Source organism: Aliiglaciecola sp. 2_MG-2023, assembly GCF_030548145.1.
GTDB classification, from domain to species: Bacteria; Pseudomonadota; Gammaproteobacteria; order Enterobacterales; family Alteromonadaceae; genus Aliiglaciecola; species Aliiglaciecola lipolytica_A.
Map to the genome: position 1 here is coordinate 96,100 of NZ_JAUORY010000002.1, position 16,755 is coordinate 112,854.

The window sequence follows — 16,755 nt, forward strand, 5'->3', positions numbered from 1 at the left end:
ATTAGCCTTCATTGCTATCTGTTTTTGAGGATTTTTCTGTTGTGTACTCATTGAACAAAAAACCGCAGATGATATAGAGCAAAGCGGTTTGTAAATTGGGATTAGTTGACATATCAATATCATTCACAATCCAACTATAAGTCGCACTCCAGAGATTAGTAGCTATCATAAAAAATAAAATAGCATTGGCGAATATTATAAATTTACGGTCCATAACACTTCCTTAAAAATTTTTGTTTTATAAAAAATAAAAGGGGAGGCGTATCCCCTTCTATCATTGAGCTAAATCAGTGGAATAAGTTATATATGGAGATCCCAAGTTGGTAACCAGCTTTTCCTCCGAACACATACCCAACACCGTAGCCGATAGCGTAACCTGTGACTTCGTTGTCGGGCATTCCTCCTGAAACTTCTACTAATTCAATTTTATTTAATTCGATCATAAAAGCTCCTTTTAATTAATGAGTAGCATCATACCAACCGAAACCAAGCCCTCTGCCAAATGCCATGAGCCCTGGTAGGCTGTTAATATAGCCTACCGCTGACATGCCGGCGCCAAAAGCCACAACTAAAGGGGCTACACCACCATTCACTTCTTCTAATTGCATTACATTCAATTCTCGCATTTGCGAATTCCTTTTGATTAATTAAAATTCGTCGTATGGCTAAACATCGCCTACGAACTCTTTATTGCGCTAATGTGGTTGTTAATACTTTCCTACATCAATGCAATAACAAAAGGTTAGTGAAATGGTAACTAAAATACACCTGTCCCTTGGTACAGTTTTTTATCGCTATTATTTCTCTTAATTGTTGTACTTATATAAAAACCTTCTAAACTCGACTTTTATTAGTAATAGGCGTTGCAATAAATCTTCATACATGTATAATTCGCGCCCACTCGCCCTGATGGGTAGTGATTTCAGCCCTATCAATAATTAACCATGTAAGTGGAGAGTTTGAGAAAAAGCTGAAATATTATGAACAAGACCCCAATTGTGGGTCATCGGTTTACATGCATCCTCCCACCTAATGAAAGGTTGGTGTGGATGGTTTTTTTTGTTCTTTCGATTGGAGCTTAATCGATGCCAAATCAAAGAATTCGTATTCGTTTGAAAGCGTTTGATCACAAGTTGATCGATCAGTCTACGGCTGAAATCGTTGAAACTGCGAAACGTACAGGTGCTCAGGTTAGCGGTCCTATTCCACTACCTACTCGCAAGGAACGCTATACAATATTGGTTTCACCTCACGTGAATAAAGACGCACGTGATCAGTATGAAATCCGTACACATAAGCGTTTGGTAGATATCATTGAACCAACTGATAAAACAGTTGATGCATTGATGAGATTGGACTTGGCTGCCGGTGTTGATGTTCAAATCAGCCTGGGCTAACAAGAGAGGGTTTTAACAATGGCGATTGGTCTTATCGGTCGTAAAGTAGGAATGACGCGTATCTTCACTGAAGATGGTGTTTCAATTCCTGTGACTGTTATAGAAGCGACCCCAAACCGTGTGACTCAGTTACGTACTGAAGAAACAGATGGGTATCGCGCGCTACAAGTAACCGCTGGTGATAAAAAAGCAAACCGCGTTAATAAAGCTTCAGCAGGTCATTTTGCTAAAGCTGGCGTGGAAGCGGGCCGTGGTTTATGGGAGTTTCGTTTAGACAGCAACGAAGGCGAAGGTATTGAAGTAGGCAGTGAAATTACTGTTGAAATCTTTGCTGAAGCTACAAAAGTTGATGTTGCAGGAACTTCTAAAGGTAAAGGTTTTGCCGGTGCTATCAAACGTTGGAACTTTAGTCACCAACGTATGACACATGGTAACTCTTTGTCTCACCGTGCTCCTGGTTCGATTGGCCAAAACCAATCTCCAGGTAAAGTTTTCAAAGGGAAGAAAATGGCTGGCCAATTAGGCAATAAAGCTGTGACTACTCAATCTTTGGAATTAGTACGTGTTGACGCAGAGAACAACCTTCTTCTAATCAAAGGTGCAGTACCTGGTGCTCCAGGCAGTGACGTTATCGTCAAGCCTGCAGTTAAAGCGTAACGTCTGGGAGTTAAGTGATGGAATTAGTATTGAAAGACGCGAATAGCGCTCTTGAAGTCTCCGAAGCAACCTTTGGACGTGATTTTAACGAAGCGCTAGTACACCAAGTAGTAGTGGCTTACGGTGCAGGTGCCCGTCAGGGTTCTAAAGCACAAAAAACACGCTCTGAAGTTAGAGGCGGTGGCAAGAAGCCTTGGCGTCAAAAAGGTACAGGTCGTGCCCGTGCTGGTACAATCCGCAGCCCAATTTGGGTTGGTGGTGGCCGTGCGTTTGCAGCCAAACCTCAAGATCACAGTCAAAAAGTAAATAAAAAGATGTACCGTGGAGCTATTCGTAGCATCCTTTCTGAATTGGTACGTCAAGATCGCTTGATTGTGGTAGAAAAATTTGGTGTTGATGCACCTAAAACAAAAGCATTGATTGCTAAGCTTGACGAACTTGAGCTTAACGACGTGTTAATCGTAACGTCAGAAGTAGAAGAGAACTTGTTCTTGGCTGCTCGTAACTTGTATAAAGTTGACGTTCGTGATGTTCAAGGCATTGACCCAGTAAGCTTAATTGCATTCGAAAAAGTGTTAATCACTGCCGATGCAGTTAAACAGCTAGAGGAGTCGTTAGCATGATCTCTGAAGAGCGTTTACTTAAGGTGCTTTTAGCACCGCATGTTTCTGAAAAATCAACCATGGCTGCTGAAGGCAACAACGCTGTTGTTTTCAAAGTCGTAAAAGACGCAAACAAAGCTGAAATCAAAGCTGCAGTTGAAAAACTGTTTGAAGTTGAAGTTAGCAGTGTTCGTACCTTAAACGTGAAGGGTAAAACCAAGCGTCACGGTCAGTCTTTTGGTAAGCGTAACGACTGGAAAAAAGCATACGTTGTGCTTAAAGAAGGTCAAGACATCGACTTCGTCGGTGGCGAAGCTTAAGAAGGGGATTTGATATGCCATTATTAAAAGCTAAGCCGACTTCTGCTGGTCGTCGTCACGTAGTTCAGGTTACAAACCCTGATCTACATAAAGGCGCACCTTACGCACCATTGCTTGAGAAAAACAGCAAGTCTGGTGGTCGTAACAACAATGGTCGCATTACTGTGCGTCACATTGGTGGTGGTCACAAACAGCATTATCGTTTAATTGACTTCAAACGTAACAAAGATGGCATTCCAGCCAAAATTGAACGTTTGGAATACGATCCTAACCGTTCAGCTAATATTGCACTTGTGCTTTATGCTGATGGTGAGCGTCGTTATATTCTTGCTCCGAAAGGTGCTCAAGCTGGACAACCTATACAGTCTGGCGCTGATGCTCCGATCAAAGCGGGTAACGCCATGCCAATGCGCAACATCCCAGTAGGTACAACTGTACACGCTATTGAGATGAAGCCTGGTAAAGGTGCTCAAATTGCTCGTTCTGCAGGACAATATGCACAAATATTAGCGCGTGCCGAAGGTTATGTAACACTTCGTCTACGTTCTGGTGAAGTACGCAGAGTTCTAGCTGATTGCCGCGCCACTATTGGTGAAGTTGGTAACGCTGAACACATGCTACGTTCACTGGGTAAAGCTGGTGCAACACGTTGGCGCGGTGTGCGTCCAACAGTTCGTGGTGTAGCCATGAACCCAGTAGATCACCCACATGGTGGTGGTGAAGGTCGTACCTCTGGTGGCCGTCATCCAGTTTCACCTTGGGGTGTACCAACTAAGGGTAAGAAAACCCGTAGTAACAAGCGTACCGATAAACTTATCGTACGTCGTCGTAACAAGTAACAGCGAGGATTCACCATGCCACGTTCTCTCAAGAAAGGTCCATTTATTGACCTGCACTTGCTGAAGAAGGTAGAGGCTGCAGTGGAAAAGGGCGAAAAGAAACCAATTAAGACTTGGTCTCGTCGCTCCATGATCATCCCAGATATGATTGGGTTGACCATTGCGGTCCATAACGGTCGCCAGCACGTACCTGTTTTCGTCTCTGACGAAATGGTTGGCCATAAGTTGGGCGAATTTGCTCCAACGCGTACTTACCGCGGCCATGTCGCGGATAAGAAAGCGAAGAGATAAGAGGAAAAATTATGGAAGCTTTAGCTAAACATCGTTTTGCCCGTTCTTCGGCTCAAAAAGCACGCTTGGTTGCAGATCAAATTCGCGGTTTACACGTTGAAAAGGCGCTTGAAGTTCTGACTTATAGTCCGAAGAAAAGTGCTGCTCTAGTCAAAAAAGTACTAGAGTCTGCGATTGCGAACGCTGAACACAATGAAGGCGCAGACATCGATGAGTTGACTGTCGCAAAAATCTTCGTTGATGAAGGCCCAACTATGAAGCGTATCAAGCCAAGAGCCAAAGGCCGAGCTGATCGTATCTTTAAACGCAGCAGTCATATCACTGTTGTAGTAGCGGACTAGGAGATTAGAAATGGGACAGAAGGTACATCCTACAGGTATACGCCTGGGTATCAGCAAACCATGGACGTCTACTTGGTACGCTAACACAGCGGAATATGCAGACAACCTGTTTAATGATCACCAGGTACGTAAATACCTGACTAAAGAATTGAAAAACGCGTCTCTTTCAAAAATCGTTATCGAGCGCCCAGCAAAAAGCATACGTGTGACTATTCACACAGCTCGCCCTGGTGTTGTAATCGGTAAGAAAGGCGAAGATGTAGAGAAGCTTCGCAAATTTGTATCTAAGCTAGCCGGTGTGCCAGCTCAGATCAATATTGCTGAAGTGCGTAAACCTGAACTAGATGGCCAGCTTGTTGCTGACAGTATTTCTAGCCAATTAGAACGTCGCGTAATGTTCCGTCGTGCTATGAAGCGTGCTGTACAGAATGCAATGCGTCTTGGCGCTAAAGGTATCAAGGTTGAAGTAAGCGGTCGTTTGGGCGGAGCAGAAATTGCACGTTCAGAATGGTATCGTGAAGGTCGTGTACCACTACACACTTTCCGTGCTGATATCGACTATGCAACTTCAGAAGCTTTGACTACTTACGGCATCATTGGCGTAAAAGTTTGGATCTTCAAAGGTGAAGTACTAGGCGGATTGCCTCTTACGCAAGAGCAACCTGCTCAAGCACCTAAGAAGAAAGGCCGTTCTGCTAAGCGTGAGGGCTAATAATTATGTTACAACCTAAACGTATGAAATTCCGCAAAATGCATAAAGGTCGCAACCGCGGCATGGCAGTTGCGGGCGGCAAAGTTAGCTTTGGTACTTACGGATTGAAATCAATTGGCCGTGGTCGTATGACTGCTCGTCAAATTGAAGCAGCCCGTCGTGCTATGACTCGTCACGTTAAACGTCAAGGTAAAATTTGGATTCGAGTTTTCCCTGACAAGCCAATTACTGAGAAGCCTCTAGAAGTGCGTCAAGGTAAAGGTAAAGGTAACGTTGAGTACTGGGTATGCCAAATTCAACCGGGCCGTGTGTTATATGAGATGGAAGGTGTTCCAGAATCATTGGCTCGCGAAGCGTTTGAATTGGCAGCGGCTAAATTGCCATTTAAAACAACCTTTGTAACTCGGACGGTGATGTAATGAAAGCTGAACTGAAAGCCAAAAACGTAGAAGAATTGAACGCAGAGTTGTTAAACCTTCTTCGCGAACAGTTTAACCTACGTATGCAGCACAGCACTGGACAGTTGGAAAAGACTGACCAGCTACGTAAAGTGCGTCGTAACATTGCGCGTGTTAAAACCATTCTGACTGAAAAGGCTGATAGCTAATGACTGAACAACAAATTCGTACAGTTCGCGGTCGTGTGGTAAGCAACAAGATGGATAAAACCATTACTGTTGTTGTTGAACGTTTCGTAAAACACCCTATTTATGGGAAGTTCCAAAAGCGTTCGACTAAACTTCACGCCCATGACGAAACTAACCAGTGTAACGAAGGTGACGTAGTAACTATTACTGAATGTCGTCCTTTGTCAAAGTCTAAAAACTGGACTTTGGTTGACGTAGTGACTAAAGCTACTGCTATTTAAGTAGAGCTTTACGTAAAATTAGAAAGCCGCTCATTGAGCGGCTTTTTTGTTTTCGGCTTATATTAAAAAATGACCATCAAACTGCCTATTATTAATATAAGTGTAAAATTGGACAAGACTATGGCTATACTGTGGAGGTCTTAAATTTAAAATAATTATATGATTAAAGCTGTTCAAATAATGATGATGCTGATTGTCGCCACATCGCCTTTGCGCGTCATGGCAGACACCTTTGTATCCCACTGCCGAGATTTTCCGCCGGAATTATATTTTGATGGTAAAAAGTGTATAGGTGTTATTCCTGAGCTAGTTGAAGACGTTCTCAACGAGTTAGGTCACGATATAGATTGGATTTATGCACCGTGGATACGATCAATGAAAGAGGCCAAACGCGGTAATGTTGATTTGTTAGTTCGACATTCTATGACCGAGCAGCGTCTGGCTGTTTTAAAGCCGATTAATTACGGGATTAGAAAAAGAACTCTGTCTTTTTTTAAATCCAACGAATTTAAAGGTGATATAACCTCCTACGAAGATTTACAACACGTCAAATTGGGCGCGATTCGTGGTGTTTTTTACTCAGCCGAATTTTCTAAACTTAACCAAGATAAGCTGATATTGGTCGGCAGGACTGAGCAATTAATCGGCATGTTAGAGATGGCAAGAATTGATGTTGTAGTAACTTCACCGTCACACAATATCGATTTATTTGAAGGCCGTTTCGAAAAGGTGTCCTTTGAAGATGCTTTTTTAAATTATTATTACATTAGTATTCCTAGAAATTCTAAAGCAATCCGCTTTTATGATGATATAGCCCGAGTTATGCTTAAGTACCGAAAGACAGGTCAAGTTAATCGGTATTTTCAGAAATATGGGGTATCTGTACCCGAACAAATTTTTTCTGAAAAAGAGGTTAAACCATACTAAAATTTCATTCTGAACATCGCATAGTTTTACAATGTTCGTACACTATTATCACTATCTTCAGGAGTTGTCTGCTCGCAACAAATATTTAATCTTGGTTTTGCTGTAGATTGTGTAAGGAATCAAATCGAAACACGAATATTATGGGTACTATCTATATCCATGGCTTCCATTTTGGGCGAGATAGCAAGTTCGATAAAAGTTTGCTTCAGAGCTTCTAATCTATATAGTCCTACTAAATTCTGTGATTAAATTAAAGTTAGCGTTTTTGTCGTTCGAGGTTTTAGAAGTGCTAAAGTGTTTCAGTAAAATATTGCTTGTTGGCAGTTTAATCTTTTGGGGGACGCTTAACGCCAGCCCAAATTCAGTTCAAAAAAATGGCGCAAGCAAAATTCTATTTGCGATAAATGATCCAGGTTCACCACCGTATTTATATTTTGATGATGAAAATCGCCGATACCAAGGAATCATTGTAGACTTTTTCAACAGTTTTACAGAAGAAAACAGATTTGATGTACAGTTTTTAGATTCTAGTAGAGCCAGAAACGAATACTTGGTTTTAAATGGAAAAGCTGATCTTTTTCTATCAAGTCCAGTGTGGTTAGATAATCCTGACGAAGTCCTATATAGCGATGATTTGATACTTCACAAAACTTTTTTGTATTCTGTGAATCAATTTAGTCAGCCATTCTCATTGTCTACCTTACCTAAATCATTAATTTGTGCACGCAGGGGATATATATATCCATCCTTAACTCAGTTATTCAAGGATAAAAAACTTATAAGGGTAGATTCAAGTTCACAAATAGCTATCGCCAATATGCTAGTGAAAGGCCGTTGTGATTATGCTGTTATGAATGAGTACAATGCCAACGCTGTACTCAACCAGAAGCAATTTTGTGATACTACTTTTTATCAATCACCTAATTCTATTCATGAAGCTCCGATAGCCTTCGTGATAAATAAACAACGCAGCGATATTATTTCCAACTTGAATCAGCAATGGCGTATTTTTCAAAATTCCGGTCAGTTGAGTGATTCGATTCGCTTTCACGGTGGAGCTACTGAATTAGCATCTAAAACAAGCTGTTAGCATCTATGGGCAATTACTTTGTTAGACTAGACTACGCCATTGATTTTCTACCAAATAAAACTTGATACTCCAATAAGACAGAATAATATTGCAGCTGCTATGTGGACAGCCTTCACAGGCAGTCTTTGCATTAGTTTCTTACCTAAAAATATAACCGGCACATTGGCAATTAACATTCCTAAGGTTGTCCCTGCAGTAACCAGCCATATAGATTGATACTGCGCACCTAACAACACGGTTGCTACTTGTGTTTTATCACCAATTTCGGCAATAAAAAACAAAATAAAGGTCGCGATAAATGCCCCATATTTATCAAACTGATTTGTTGTTTCTTCGTCTTTATCGGGGATTAACAGCCACAGACCGACGGCGATAAAACTAGCCCCAATAATCCAATTTGCGATGTCAGAAGACAAAAAGTTGCCGATGTATAAGCCAAACCAGGCGGATATACCGTGATTGATCAAAGTGGCTATAATTATTCCAGCTACGAGCGCGCTTTTATTTCGAAATTTAATTGTTAGGAGTAATGCAAGTAGCTGGGTTTTATCGCCTATTTCGGCAAGGGAAACGGTTAAAGTTGAAGTGAAAAAAGCTTCCATAAATGATTCTCTGCGGGGTAAAAAAAGGTACAAAGCCATTCGCCCGCTGTTCGAATCACATTGCACCTCAGGTCTTGCCGATATCCTAGTGGATACAAATCTACCATATGCCGTTTTCGCACAATTATGTTGACAGATTTACTCAATGAATTGAGCAGGCTACTCCCCCGAAGCGATAATTGAATTTTAATTTGTTACACATAAATTGCAATGGCTTTTTTTATATTGTTTGAAATTCCTCATTACTGTAGTTTGCACTTCTTTTTATGCTTAAAAAATATTCTAATTACTTGTTTTTAATCTTTATTTATTTTATCGTTTCAGCCTACTTTCAATAAATTACTCTACTGAATCCGCCTTTCAAGAATGGAAAAAAGAAAGGAAAAGAGCAAGGAAAAGAACTTTGTTAAAACAACGTGGTTTTACACTCATAGAACTCATCATTGTCATTGTGATATTAGGGATTTTAGCGGTTACCGCTTTGCCACGTTATATCAACTTGTCTGATGACGCGAATCTTGCCGTTATGAAAGGTGAGACGGCGGCGTTTAAGTCTTCTGTTGATTTGGTCCGCAATACTTACTTGGTAAGGAAAACGAGTCCGATAGTTGTGCACGGCTCAACTGTTGAAATTGATAGCACCTCCGAATGGCCTACTGGCACCGGTGTCGGAACGGCTCTGTGTATTAGTTTGTGGGATAGTTTGATGGAAGATGCAGCAACCATGAACGCAATTAGTAACAGCAGCCCCCAAGTCACTGGGTGGAGTGCGATTGGATTAAGCAATGTGTGTATTTATGGGAAAAAATACAACGACAGTACCTTTGCGTCTGGTGATCTTCCGCACTTTGCATATTTTATTAATGATGTAGCTGGTATAACTTTATTGGGTCAGACATATGCCGGCTCAGCAGGTGAAATTCAAAAAGTTAATATGTAGACCAGATACTCACTCTGGTGCGCCTAAGCGCAATCAGTATTAAGACGATTTAGCCGACACTGCCGCAATAACGCCTTGCCTATAATTATCGGTTTTTCTATGATTATCTCGAATTCATGCCTTTCCAGTAACAAACAAGTTTAGCATTCACACATCCAAGCTTTAGGATATCTACACGCTTTTCATAAGGGCAATAATGTTCTCAAAAGCCACTTTGATTGTACTTTCTAAACCTAAATTAGTATTTATGTGTTGCTTATTTTGCACGAATAAACAACTATTTACGTATCTGTTTTTTTAAGCATATAGTGGGCAGTTACCATTTATGACGTTGCGCTCAATTAATATTCCACCTCTACTGGCAATAATGCTTATGTTCTGTAGTTTTTTAGTCAGAGCAGAAACTGCGTTTTTCTTTCAACATGCTGATAATCAAACTCCTTTTTCACAAATACACGCCACATTAGTAAATCGTATTGCTGATTCTGCAACCGTTGAAGAGCAGGTGAAAAACAATTTCTCTTTGGCATCGTTGTTATTGCAATTTGATCGGGTTGAGTTGCTAACCGAAGTGTTAGATGAGTTGGCTGAGCTGGGTGTAGGCCAATCCAATGATGTGAATTCACTCAAGTGGCAGATATTTAGGGGGTATAGTTACTTTTCATTAAGTCAATATGTTGCTGCAGATACCTCTTTTAACCAAGCGAAAGACATACTGGATATTTTAAACATCGCAAATAAACAGCAACCTGAGTTGATTTATCTTGCTGCCGTATTGACCATGTACAGCGGTATCAATGATGGGTATTTGCAACGTTACACTAAGGCTACTGAATCACTGTCTGAGGTGAACCATATTGCCAACGCTAATAATTGGTCGATACTTTCTGGGCTATCTCTGTACTACAGTGGCGATGTAAATTACGAGCTGAAAAATTACGAACAAGCTGAAGTTTTTTATCGATTATCTAAACAAATGTTTGCCGAACATGACACCATATTTAGGGCCATCTCATTAATGAGTGAAGGGCAAATGATCAATATTGTAGGCGACCGAAAACAGGCATTCTTTTTATTGGATAATGCAATTCAGGTATTTGTCAAAATGGAAGATATTTCTTCTTTGGCGTATGCCTACCTGCTTAAATCGTATTTTCACAGTAAAGATGGTAATGATACCGAAGCCTTGAGGTGGATTGGCGAATCTGTGACTTTACGGGAAGAATTGAACAACCCAGTCACTATCGCTAACTCTTACGTGCATTACAGTTCAATTTTAAACGCTAATGGGTTTCTTGACCGAGCTTTAAGTTACGCTGAAAAAGCTGCGTTAATGGCTGCCGAAACCGATGATTTAGCAGGCCAATGGGATGCATTTAATCAATATGCAAGAATACTAAACGAAAAAGGTGAATTTCAGAAGGCCTACGATTATATGTATAAGTCGGAACGTGCTCTTTTGGCCAAAGCTCGATTAGATATTACAAGTCAAACCGCAAGATTAAACAGTGAATTTAATTTGGCACAACAACAACTGGAAAATCAGTTTTTAGACGAAAAGAATGAATTGTTACAAACCCAGTTAGAACAGCAAACGCAATTGCAAAAAAGACAGCAATGGATAGTCCTTGGTTTAGTGGTTTTTACCGTTATTGTGATGTTATTTCTTGCGATAATATACCAGCTTTATCGCAAAAATAAACGCCTAGCCATATTGGATAATCTGACTGGATTACGCAATCGCAGGAGTATCTTGGAATCCGGGGAGCAGGCCTTTGCTATTAGTAAACGTTACAAACAGAACTTATGTGTACTGATGCTCGACGTGGATAATTTCAAATTAGTAAATGACAATTACGGACACGCTGAAGGAGATAAAGTGCTGAAGTTCGTTGCTTCAATTTGCAAAGAGGCATTACGGGCTTCCGACTATGTAGGGCGAATTGGTGGTGAAGAGTTTCTATTCGTTTTACCAAATAGCAGTGAAAAAGAAGGCAATCAATTAGCCAAACGTCTTTTCCAAAATATTCAAGAGCACATCTCACAAGCGGGTTTAAAAGTGGGCGAGGTTACTTTTAGTCTTGGTTTGGCGGCAAACTTAGAGCAGTGCAATGACTTTCTTGAGCTCGCCAGCTTAGCTGACGCAGCACTTTATGAAGCCAAAGCCAAAGGTAAGAATCAGGTGCAAACATACACAGATGAGATGCAGTTTAAACACAAAGTAGAACCTACGGGCTAATTTGACTGTTACTTGCTTGATGGAATAACTGATTCAAAATGCGGCCTGAGTTAACCAGATTGTCTGGTCTACTAGGCAGTCAGAATCCCAACATTTTGCATACGTCAGAAACAAAATACCGTCTTTGTCCACTTCAAAATAAATATTAAGTCGACAAGACGGTAAGTATGATAATGATGCACAGTTAGCCTACAAGTTTACAATCAAGTAGGTTGCCAACTACTATCTTAGAGTTGCTCTAAGCATCCATGCGGTCTTTTCATGTACACGCATTCTATCTGATACCAATGCTGCAGAAGATTCGTCATCTGCATCTTGAGCTACTTTAAGGGCCTCTCTACAAGTTTTAACCACTTGCTCATGACCCTGCAATAGAATTTTAACCATTTCTTCTGACGCGGGGACGCCATCGACTTCTTTAATTGCGCTCAGTTTTGCAAACTCTTTATAGGTCCCTGGTGCAACCATACCCAAAGTCCGGATCCGTTCTGCTATATCATCAACAGCAACCGCTAACTCAGTATAATGTTCTTCAAACATCAAATGTAACTCTCTGAATTGAGGACCCGTCACATTCCAGTGAAAATTATGGGTTTGGAGATACAAGGTATAGCTATCTGCCAGTAACTTTTTCAAACCTTCAGCGATTTGATTACGATCTGTTTCATTAATACCAATGTCAATTTTCATAATTTCTCCTTGTTATCTAAGAATCTGCTAATCAGTATAGTCGTTTAGAAAATTTTGTATAATTAGTTTTATCGATTGAGTATATCGCTTCACTATATCAATCTCTCAATATATAAACGTTTAATGTCAGAAAAAGTTCAACCGTCAAATTTATTATTATTAATCAATTGGTTGGATAACAAAGCTAGCTGTAGCTCAACTCGTTTAACTTCTCTGAGTACAGACAATCGATTTAATTCCATGAACAACCATAAGCGCATAGCTGCGAAGATGATAAAAGCCACAAGTGTTCCAAGCAGCCAGTGTAATTTAATTCCAATATTTTGTTCATTGAATAGATTGAACCCGAAATAAATTGCCAATCCTATGAATATAACTTGCAGGGAAATAATCGCGATGGCCGTAAATTTGAATGTCCCTTTAAAGCTTCGACCAATAAGTTGCAATGTATTTGCTTCTTGTTCAGATACCTTTTCAGCATTGCTTTGTTGTTGCATGGCCGCTAAAATTTTTTGATTAATATCACTCATTTTAATGTCCTTTATTGCTTAGTTTAAGTTTTTGTCGAATCCCATGCAGCCTCGATTTCAATGTACCTACCGGGAGTCCGACAATATGGCTAATCTCGGTTAGCGTAAACTCTTCAAAATAGTGTAAGTACACTAACTGGTATGCGTTGTTATCTAGATTAGAAAGATCAACTTCTGGTGTGTTGTCTAGCAACTCAACTTTCTCGATTTCAAGGTATTGACTTGCTTCAAGTGCACGGGCTTTGTGACGCTCTTTTTGTAAATGTTTGATGGAATCAGCGCACTTGTTTTGTAGTATTTTAAAAATCCATTTAGGAAAAGCCGCAGGATCTTTAATTTTTTTAATATTCCTGCACATATCAAGCAACGCGTTTTGGATTGCATCATTTGCTAAGTGTTCGTCTTCCAGAAGTCTTGACGCATAACCAATTAATTTGGGATACCAGACACGAAGCAACTGTTCGAGTGCTTTTTCATCGCCCATTTGAGCGTTTATGACTAACCACTCAGTTAAAACTGTTTCACTATTTCTTTTCATACTTTATAGGTCTGTCAATAAGCTCAAGCGGTTCAGTATTTCTTTAATCTTTCGTGATTCGCCCGCGATACTTTTGTGATAAATCATTCGTAATCTGACAATTGCTAGTAGTTATCCCTCATTGCTTGACGATTAGTAGTGAATTTATTAATGCCAATGTTTCTATCTCTAACATTAATAAGACAAACGAAAGGGATGTAAGCCACGGGAACGCTTTAAATATTGTTTCAAAAGCGTGTTTACTTAGAATATTGGAAGATCATAATTATGAAAACATTAAACAAAGGAATTATCACTACTGCTTTGGGGGCATGCCTAAGCCTCTCAGCCAATGCTACAACTATTCAGGTGCAGGTTAGCAGTTTATTTGACGATGGAGGTTTAGCTATGACGCCAGTCTGGTTAGGCTTTCATGACGGTATGTACGATGCTTTTGACGCAGGCTCTGTGGCGTCTTCGTCATTACAAAGTTTAGCGGAAAATGGCATGACTGCGGGGATTGAAGCGGATTTTGCAATGAGTAACCCAATGGGAGTTCAAAGTGTGTTAGCCGCTCCCACTGGTGCGGCGCCCGTTTTTGAGCCGGGTGAAACGGCAACTAGCGGATTGTTAGAAATAGAAGCGATGAGCAGTGGTTATTTCAGCTTCTTATCCATGCTTATTCCTACAAACGATGCGTTCATTGGCAATGACAACCCAATGGCATATTCACTATTCAATGACGATGGTAACTTTGTAGGATTGGACATCTTAGTGCTAGGTTCATCAGTCTACGATTCTGGTACTGAATTAAACCGAGGATTTGGTGCGCCTTTCTTGCAAGGAGCTGAGGCCGAAGCACGTCAAAACGAAAATGGGGTGGTCACCTTTCACAACGGGCTTGAAGTCTTACCCGGAGGATTAGCTATCATCGGTGGAACTACTGCCACAGGTTATACTCTAGACCAAGCTGCTGCCGATTTTACAGCATCTGGTTTTGAAGTGGCACGCATCACCGTATCACAAGTTCCGGAGCCTGCAACGCTGGGCTTTTTTGCTATCGGATTATTGGGTTTGATGGCTCGGATTAAACGTAAATTAGCTGACTAATATTATCTGCTGCTGCGCACTTGGGTGGCAGCTTTTCGCATATCCTGAATCCAAAATTATTTTTCAACTTATAAGTTGGCGTTAGCGGTTTACGCGAGGCTCAGCACTGCTCTATCCTTTTTATTTGCTAAATCCCATCAACACCTTGTTACATCTTGAATTTGCAGGTCACCAGTGAGGCATCACAATAGTACCCACATGCAAATTTTATGGGGAAATTTGATGGATACCATTTCAGCAATAGTTGTTGAAGATAAAGCCGTTATAGATAGATGCTTGACGCCTCGTTTAACGGCATTCGAAAACATTAACGTATTAGCCCATTGTGATAATCAAAAGTGTGGCTATAGCTATATTCTTGATTACCAGCCTGATGTCGTGTTTGTTGATATCGAAATGCTTGGCGCAAGTGGTATTGAACTGCTAGATAAGCTCAATGGAGCAATAGTACCACTACCTAAAATTGTTTTTGTCGCAGCATCTAGCGAGTTTGCGATGCAAGCGTTTGAATACAAGGTGTTTGATTATTTATTAAAACCCATCTCCAATTGCCGTCTTAAGGCTTGTTTAGATAGGCTAGGAAATGCATTGTTAGAGAATCAAGCGTTGCTTGCGCAAACTAAACTTAATCAATTGTTGTGTAGTAAAACCGGTAAGTCGTTGGATGGTTTTATGCAATGCCTAGAACATTCGAAGCAAGCTACACTAACGGATTTGCAACAAACTATTTCAATTAAAAGCGGCACTCAATGGTTACGGATCAAGCTAGAAAACATTTTGTGGATTGAAGCCGCTGGTGACTATATGTGTATCCATACTCTTGATGAGACACATATAGTGCGTAAAACACTTCGCCAATTTGAAGCCGAATTGGATAAAAGGTGTTTTCCAAGGATCAATCGGTCAAGCATTATAAATTTGAACCAGATTACACATCTAACCCCTAATTCAAATGGCGAATATATGGCCAGATTAGTCTCTGGCGTTGAGCTCAAGGTAAGTCGTAAATACAAGCTTAAACTGAGCGCACTAAATTTAAATTGATTTAGCGACAAATTTATCGGAATTATAGCAACTGCTATTAACAGGAAGGGGAGGTGAATTAACCGCGTATTATGTCGTAAACGTCAAATAAGCTAACATTCCACTTTGCTAGCTGAATTGCGACTGTTTTAGGATGACAGAGGCTAATGAATTTGCGTAATATTGCTTTCGACACTGTCATTCTGGCCTAGTAGATTACAATAGTTCAATGGCTAGAGCTTGAAGTAAACTGAAATTGATAAGGTTTTTATGCCAAACCATCTGTCTATACGGTCGTACAGTACTAAGCCAACTAATCATAGCCACACATTCAATCAATTGGTTTTGCCTCTCAGAGGCGTTATCAACATTAAAGTAGGTAACTTTAACGGCAAGGTAGCGCCAGGTGAGTGTGTCGTTGTGAAAGCCAATGAATCTCATCTTTTTACGGCAAATACTGAAGCTAGGTTTGTAGTCGCTGATATGCAAGTTCTGCCAAAAAACCTGGAACTGTCAGAACAGGTTGTTTTTACAATTAATTCAAGTCTTATCAGTTATTTAGGATTTGTCGAGAATCAACTTGAATACCAGCTAAGCCCGTCTCTTGAGCAAGCGATGTACGAAACTTTCTTTCTTATATTGAGTGAACAAGCTTTACTACCAAAAGTGGATAGACGAATTGGCGCTACTATTGCCTACATAGAACAGAATATTGCCAACAAACTACAAATTAAACACTTGGCTAAAATTGCATGTTTGAGTGAAACACAACTTAAAAAATTGTTTAAGCAGCAGACTGGTACTACTGTAATGACATATGTCACCACCTTAAGGATGGAAAAAGCTCAGGCATTACTGCGCCATACGGATTATCCTTTGCAACTAGTTGGTGAAAGGGTCGGATTTAGTGATCTTTCGAGCTTTAGCCGAAAGTTTTCAAGCTATTTTGGTCTTCCTCCAACAAAATTTAAACATTAAATTTAGTCTGCTTCGTCAAAGAAAGTGTCTTATTTGTCAAATTTTTTGAATTTTAAAGGCGTATAGTTTTACTACCATTAAAT

At 40.3% G+C, this 16,755-nt stretch carries 25 protein-coding genes; 18 read left to right on the forward strand and 7 right to left on the reverse strand.

Translation table 11 applies throughout. The features are described 5' to 3' along the window. Position 1 precedes the first annotated feature (1 nt). The 3 genes from Q4567_RS02395 to Q4567_RS02405 form a co-directional block, all read right to left on the reverse strand. A complete protein-coding gene (locus Q4567_RS02395; RefSeq protein ID WP_216048891.1) occupies positions 2–214 on the reverse strand; it encodes a hypothetical protein in 213 nt (70 codons plus the stop codon). A gap of 73 nt (positions 215–287) precedes the next feature. After that, entirely contained in the window at positions 288–443 is a 156-nt protein-coding gene (locus Q4567_RS02400) for a hypothetical protein (RefSeq protein WP_216048890.1), read from the reverse strand. Between the two features lie 15 nt (positions 444–458). After that, a complete protein-coding gene (locus tag Q4567_RS02405; protein WP_216048889.1) occupies positions 459–626 on the reverse strand; it encodes a class IIb bacteriocin, lactobin A/cerein 7B family in 168 nt (55 codons plus the stop codon). 459 nt (positions 627–1,085) lie between these two features. On the opposite strand from Q4567_RS02405, the gene rpsJ reads away from it, so the two are divergent. From rpsJ to Q4567_RS02470, 13 genes are all read left to right on the forward strand, one after another. Beyond that, positions 1,086–1,397, forward strand: coding sequence for a 30S ribosomal protein S10 (rpsJ, locus tag Q4567_RS02410; RefSeq protein ID WP_006002183.1), 312 nt, complete (start codon positions 1,086–1,088; stop codon positions 1,395–1,397). Between the two features lie 18 nt (positions 1,398–1,415). Beyond that, on the forward strand, positions 1,416–2,054 hold the full coding sequence (gene rplC, locus Q4567_RS02415; protein WP_216048888.1) for a 50S ribosomal protein L3: 639 nt from the start codon (positions 1,416–1,418) through the stop codon (positions 2,052–2,054). Between the two features lie 17 nt (positions 2,055–2,071). Next, on the forward strand, positions 2,072–2,677 hold the full coding sequence (gene rplD / locus Q4567_RS02420; RefSeq protein WP_216048887.1) for a 50S ribosomal protein L4: 606 nt from the start codon (positions 2,072–2,074) through the stop codon (positions 2,675–2,677). Then, positions 2,674–2,976 (forward strand): 50S ribosomal protein L23, encoded by a 303-nt coding sequence (gene rplW, locus Q4567_RS02425; protein ID WP_216048886.1) that lies wholly within the window; start codon positions 2,674–2,676, stop codon positions 2,974–2,976. Before rplD ends, rplW begins: the two co-directional genes overlap by 4 nt. Positions 2,977–2,990: 14 nt before the next feature. Beyond that, entirely contained in the window at positions 2,991–3,815 is an 825-nt protein-coding gene (rplB, locus tag Q4567_RS02430; protein ID WP_216048885.1) for a 50S ribosomal protein L2, read from the forward strand. A gap of 15 nt (positions 3,816–3,830) precedes the next feature. Further along, positions 3,831–4,106 (forward strand): 30S ribosomal protein S19, encoded by a 276-nt coding sequence (rpsS, locus tag Q4567_RS02435; protein ID WP_014107406.1) that lies wholly within the window; start codon positions 3,831–3,833, stop codon positions 4,104–4,106. 11 nt (positions 4,107–4,117) lie between these two features. Then, positions 4,118–4,447, forward strand: a complete 330-nt coding sequence (rplV, locus tag Q4567_RS02440) for a 50S ribosomal protein L22 (RefSeq protein ID WP_008845781.1) — start codon at positions 4,118–4,120, stop codon at positions 4,445–4,447. Between the two features lie 10 nt (positions 4,448–4,457). Then, a complete protein-coding gene (rpsC, locus tag Q4567_RS02445; protein WP_216048884.1) occupies positions 4,458–5,159 on the forward strand; it encodes a 30S ribosomal protein S3 in 702 nt (233 codons plus the stop codon). Positions 5,160–5,164: 5 nt separating this feature from the next. Beyond that, positions 5,165–5,578 carry a 50S ribosomal protein L16 gene (gene rplP / locus Q4567_RS02450; protein WP_216048883.1) on the forward strand — a complete coding sequence of 138 codons (414 nt, stop codon included), beginning with the start codon at positions 5,165–5,167 and terminating at the stop codon, positions 5,576–5,578. Then, positions 5,578–5,766 (forward strand): 50S ribosomal protein L29, encoded by a 189-nt coding sequence (gene rpmC, locus Q4567_RS02455; protein ID WP_216048882.1) that lies wholly within the window; start codon positions 5,578–5,580, stop codon positions 5,764–5,766. The genes rplP and rpmC overlap by 1 nt, the downstream gene beginning before the upstream one ends. Then, complete coding sequence (gene rpsQ / locus Q4567_RS02460) at positions 5,766–6,026, forward strand: 30S ribosomal protein S17 (protein WP_216048881.1); 261 nt, start codon at positions 5,766–5,768, stop codon at positions 6,024–6,026. Before rpmC ends, rpsQ begins: the two co-directional genes overlap by 1 nt. A 159-nt stretch (positions 6,027–6,185) precedes the next feature. Continuing rightward, positions 6,186–6,953, forward strand: a complete 768-nt coding sequence (locus tag Q4567_RS02465; RefSeq protein WP_303499214.1) for an ABC transporter substrate-binding protein — start codon at positions 6,186–6,188, stop codon at positions 6,951–6,953. A 286-nt stretch (positions 6,954–7,239) separates the two neighbouring features. Then, positions 7,240–8,043: an ABC transporter substrate-binding protein gene (locus Q4567_RS02470; protein WP_216048879.1), complete on the forward strand. Its 804-nt coding sequence runs from the start codon at positions 7,240–7,242 to the stop codon at positions 8,041–8,043. Positions 8,044–8,090: 47 nt separating this feature from the next. Here the strand turns inward: Q4567_RS02470 and Q4567_RS02475 are convergent, their stop codons facing one another. Next, positions 8,091–8,645, reverse strand: coding sequence for a TMEM165/GDT1 family protein (locus tag Q4567_RS02475; protein WP_216048878.1), 555 nt, complete (start codon positions 8,643–8,645; stop codon positions 8,091–8,093). Between the two features lie 403 nt (positions 8,646–9,048). Between Q4567_RS02475 and Q4567_RS02480 the strand changes: the two genes are divergently transcribed. Further along, positions 9,049–9,585 carry a prepilin-type N-terminal cleavage/methylation domain-containing protein gene (locus tag Q4567_RS02480; protein WP_216048877.1) on the forward strand — a complete coding sequence of 179 codons (537 nt, stop codon included), beginning with the start codon at positions 9,049–9,051 and terminating at the stop codon, positions 9,583–9,585. A 373-nt stretch (positions 9,586–9,958) separates the two neighbouring features. After that, positions 9,959–11,824, forward strand: coding sequence for a GGDEF domain-containing protein (locus Q4567_RS02485; RefSeq protein ID WP_303499216.1), 1,866 nt, complete (start codon positions 9,959–9,961; stop codon positions 11,822–11,824). A 222-nt stretch (positions 11,825–12,046) separates the two neighbouring features. Here the strand turns inward: Q4567_RS02485 and Q4567_RS02490 are convergent, their stop codons facing one another. The 3 genes from Q4567_RS02490 to Q4567_RS02500 all read right to left on the reverse strand — a co-directional run bounded on the left by Q4567_RS02490 (position 12,047) and on the right by Q4567_RS02500 (position 13,582). Then, positions 12,047–12,517 (reverse strand): Dps family protein, encoded by a 471-nt coding sequence (locus tag Q4567_RS02490; RefSeq protein ID WP_303471664.1) that lies wholly within the window; start codon positions 12,515–12,517, stop codon positions 12,047–12,049. Between the two features lie 134 nt (positions 12,518–12,651). Continuing rightward, a complete protein-coding gene (locus Q4567_RS02495; protein WP_216048874.1) occupies positions 12,652–13,044 on the reverse strand; it encodes a DUF6768 family protein in 393 nt (130 codons plus the stop codon). 1 nt (position 13,045) lies between these two features. Then, positions 13,046–13,582, reverse strand: a complete 537-nt coding sequence (locus Q4567_RS02500) for an RNA polymerase sigma factor (protein ID WP_216048873.1) — start codon at positions 13,580–13,582, stop codon at positions 13,046–13,048. 267 nt (positions 13,583–13,849) lie between these two features. Here Q4567_RS02500 and Q4567_RS02505 point away from each other — a divergent pair, with 267 nt between their 5' ends. From Q4567_RS02505 to Q4567_RS02515, 3 genes are all read left to right on the forward strand, one after another. Continuing rightward, the gene (locus Q4567_RS02505) at positions 13,850–14,671 is read left to right on the forward strand and encodes a spondin domain-containing protein (RefSeq protein WP_216048872.1); all 822 of its coding nucleotides are present in this window, start codon (positions 13,850–13,852) and stop codon (positions 14,669–14,671) included. Between the two features lie 222 nt (positions 14,672–14,893). Then, positions 14,894–15,715 carry a LytTR family DNA-binding domain-containing protein gene (locus tag Q4567_RS02510; protein ID WP_216048871.1) on the forward strand — a complete coding sequence of 274 codons (822 nt, stop codon included), beginning with the start codon at positions 14,894–14,896 and terminating at the stop codon, positions 15,713–15,715. Between the two features lie 399 nt (positions 15,716–16,114). Beyond that, positions 16,115–16,672: a helix-turn-helix domain-containing protein gene (locus Q4567_RS02515; RefSeq protein WP_303499217.1), complete on the forward strand. Its 558-nt coding sequence runs from the start codon at positions 16,115–16,117 to the stop codon at positions 16,670–16,672. The last annotated feature ends 83 nt before the right edge of the window (positions 16,673–16,755 follow it).